The 3,736-nt window shown below is 47.4% G+C and carries 4 protein-coding genes; all 4 read right to left on the reverse strand.

The genetic code is table 11. The annotated features are described in order from the left end of the window. Positions 1–241: 241 nt before the first annotated feature. Positions 242–499, reverse strand: a complete 258-nt coding sequence (locus tag OQV04_RS23800; protein ID WP_166686770.1) for a PAAR domain-containing protein — start codon at positions 497–499, stop codon at positions 242–244. 5 nt (positions 500–504) lie between these two features. After that, on the reverse strand, positions 505–2,976 hold the full coding sequence (locus OQV04_RS23805) for a T6SS phospholipase effector Tle1-like catalytic domain-containing protein (RefSeq protein WP_210855057.1): 2,472 nt from the start codon (positions 2,974–2,976) through the stop codon (positions 505–507). Next, positions 2,964–3,506, reverse strand: coding sequence for a DUF3304 domain-containing protein (locus OQV04_RS23810; protein ID WP_210855059.1), 543 nt, complete (start codon positions 3,504–3,506; stop codon positions 2,964–2,966). The genes OQV04_RS23805 and OQV04_RS23810 overlap by 13 nt, the downstream gene beginning before the upstream one ends. Beyond that, on the reverse strand, positions 3,494–3,736 hold a 243-nt coding region (locus OQV04_RS23815; RefSeq protein ID WP_332643105.1), incomplete at its 5' end, for a DUF3304 domain-containing protein. The genes OQV04_RS23815 and OQV04_RS23810, both read right to left, overlap by 13 nt.

Below are 3,736 nucleotides of genomic sequence, written 5' to 3' on the forward strand. Positions count from 1 at the left end.
TTTTTATGATAAATACGTATTTGGTAAATAAAGTAATAAATAGAAAATATCAGTAGATAAACAAGAACAGGTAGAATAAAACCAGTAAACCAAAAAAGTGTGGTTTTATTTGGTGTGTTTTTAGGCCAAAAAATATTAGTGATGAGTAAGAAGATAGAAATGATAATAAGGATACCTTGTCCCCACCGTTTCCAATTAATCGGGGGAACATTTGGCGGCTCAGGATAGTAAGGGGGCATCCTCATGGCTTGATATCCATCATCGAAAGTGAGCTGACCAGCGTGCAACCGCATGCACAGCGATGCCCATCTAGAGCGACTGGGTTACCATTCATGGATGAACCCGATGCCCCTTCCACGATAGTTGTGCGCCCATGACGGTTGCATACCGCGCTATCTCCAACACAGGCAACGGGTTTACCAAAGGCAAGGTATTGACCTGATAGCACGCTTCCGCCATAAGGCTTTAATGTATCACCAACACGAATAACATTTTTCATTACAATTACCCTACCTTTAATAGTTTATTTGGTTCAACGGATTGACTAAGAACATCAATGATCCCTTGTGAATAGTTATAAGCAGTTTGAGTTTGTGTAATTTTAAATACGTCACTGGTATCTTGAGTTGGCTGAAATAATTCAGAGGCATTATCAATAAAAGGAATGCTTAGGCCAGTAGCAATATCAACCACCTCATATTCCAATGAAAGTAGTCCAACGGTACCACTGATGCCCCCCAGTACGCCTTTGATGTCTTTTTGTTTAACGGTATAAATGGCGCCCCCCACAAGGGTGGCAACACCAATCAGTTGCCCTGCGAATGCAATAGGGGAAAGGAATTTATTGGTTTCATTACCCGCATAAATCATTCGATAGCGGAAATATCCCGCCCAAGGCTCACGGGTGCCTAATTCAAAATGCATAAACCAAGCCCGAGAATCGTGGATTTGGTCATCAAATAGCGCACTCACAAGGGACATATCCGTGTGCTGGTTGACGGGGAAACCGCGGCCGTTATCATAGATTTTATCCCCTGACGCTTTCATGCGCTCATATTCAAGGCGTTCGTCATCGGAATTGAGTAAATACATGGTGTATTTAAATAAGGTATCAACAGGGAAGTCAAACATGCTGGTATGTTGGCGAATTTTCCCGTCATAGTCGTGCCTAAATTCGGTCGCGGCCTCTGCAATTTGGGTTTTATCCCGTTTGCTTTCAAAAAGCGGCGAGCCGGCTAAGTTATCAAACCCAAAATCCACCGGTTCTAACCGTTTTTCGTTTGTCTCTGGGTCAGTGACTTCGTGAGTAATAATATTGCCTCTGTCATCGGTAACCGGGGCCGGCTGCCCCTCTTTGCCCATGGCTTTGGCTTTTTTTTGCAAATCATTTTTTGCTTTTTGTGTTTGCGCACTTTTGGCTTTTTCGTCTTTAATATTCTTACCGTCGCCCGTACCGTCTTTTGGCCACTCTTCGGCGTGTTGGTAAAAAGGTAGGCTGCGGTAGCGCGCTTTGGCATACCGGTCGATACGCCATGCGGTCATCCATGCCATTTGCTGTTCGATGATCTCCTCCAAAGGGTGACCAAGGCTGACGGGTTGGTACTCAATGGCGGCTTCCCCTGTGTTGCTTTGCCCTAGGGTAAGGGCACGCCAAGCATTAAAGCGTGCGATTAAAATTGGGTTGATTTTGAATAATTGAGCTACTTTGGGCTCCATTGGGGGAACCAGCGGGGTGTTATCGGTATTCAGGGGCGCATCTTCGGTCACAGTGGTGCACAGGGGGGCGCCCACCTTAAAGGCCTCAGAATAGAGGTCATGGAGGACAATTTGCGATAATAGGTGATCAGCCCTTTCGCGGGCTTTTCCTTGGTCATTAAGGGGGTAGCCCCCACCCACATCAGAGTGCATTCCTGGGTAAACCATTTCATGGGTATGAGGGGGGTAGGCGCGGTGCCCTTTGCTAAAACCGTCTTTAATTGCTGGGCGGCGCACGGTGTCCAGTGGGAAACACAACCGCTGTTCGTGGGCCGCCACAAAATGGCGGCAACACCGCACAAACTCAGGGTAGCGTTTTTCATCAGGTAATTGTTGGGTGTCATTCGCCCAATCAAAATGCCCCGTAAAGGCAGGGACCAAATGCACAATTCCCACCGAGGGCACGGTGTCTAAAATACCTAAAAATTCGATGGATAAAGGCAGGCTAGCGAGGGTTTGTTGGGGTAACTCGGCTCCGTTAGGGGTATCTAAGTCAAACAGTTGCGCCACCCAATGGATAAACGCCCGTGCTTCTGCTGCCCCCCGTGAAAAGCCGTACACATACAGTTTTATCGCTAAAGCTTTCGGTTTTTGGCTTAATAGTGCGGCAATTTTTTCGGCGTTGAGGAGGTCGGCAATTACTTGTTTACGACCCGCGGCGCCATCCAAAGGCCAGACGGTGGCCATTTTATCTAAGGAGGCTCTAAGGAGTTTATTGGGCAGTTCCGCAAGGCCAGCGGAAAGGTACAGGCTATTGACTAGCATCAATAAGGCCCAATTAATGCGGTTTTCACCCCCAGTGGCATAGGTTAGCCCGCTACTGGAAAAATTATATTCGCCAATTTCGGGAAAGGCGGTGCCCACGCCGGGCATATAATATTTAAAGTATTCGCGTAATTTTTTAGGTTTGGTAAGTTGATCCTCATAAGTGGCCTCAAAAAGCCGGGCAATATTGGTAGGGTGAGGTGGCTCGGCAATTTCAAGGTCATTTTTTTTATTGTTGTTGGTGCCATCAAAAAAGAAACTGATATGCAAGGTTTTGCTGCAGCTTGGCCCTAAATTGGCATTATAGCGGCGGTTATTTTCAAGGTTAAAGGCGTTATGCTCTTTTTTACGCAGCTGGTAGTTGGCCGTAAGCTGTTTGCGCGAAAGTTCTAATCGACCATCTTGGGGGAACTCCGCCGGTCCCCAAACAGGTTGCGCATTGGTTATTTCGGACATACGGCAGGCTCCTTCATATTAATCGGTTCTTGAATCGGATATTCAGGGTCAAGGTAGCTATAACAAGAGGTGGTCACTTTGACTTGGTTGCAGGGTAAAAAATGCACTTTCATACTGCAGGCGGTATCTGCGTCATACTCAGGGATCGGCACACTGACTTCATGCTGGGTGCTGTATTGGTCAAGTTCGGCTTCCCAACGCTTATAAGCCTCGACTTGGCTAAATTTCGGCATGGGGGACAGTTTGCTTTTATCCAAACTTTCCCATTTTACTCTGGCATGTAAGCCGGGCGTCCATTTAGCGGGGAGCAGCACGCAACATTGCACGCCCCCGACACTGACTCTTGAGCCATTGACTGAAAAAGAGGTAATGCTGCCAAGTGTGTGGTTATAGCCACTCAGCCCCGCCGCCATGGGCTGGTTTTTGCTAGCCGCAAGGGAGCAGCCAGATAACAGTAAAACCAGCGAGCAAAGGGTGGCAGTGATAGCCCCGTTGACCACCATTGGGCGAGCATGGGTTATTTCGGACATACGGCAGGCTCCTTCATATTAATCGGTTCTTTAATCGGATATTCAGGGTCAAGGTAGCTATAACAAGAGGTGGTCACTTTGACTTGGTTGCAGGGTAAAAAATGGACATCTAAGCCACAGGCCGTTTTACTGTCATACTCAGGGATAGGCACGCTGACTTCATGCTGGGTGCTGTATTGGTCAAGTTCGGCTTCCCAACGCTTATAAGCCTCGACTTGGCTAAATTTCGG

The organism is Escherichia sp. Lx600-2, from assembly GCF_036662595.1.
In the GTDB taxonomy this organism is placed as follows: Bacteria; Pseudomonadota; Gammaproteobacteria; order Enterobacterales; family Enterobacteriaceae; genus Escherichia; species Escherichia coli.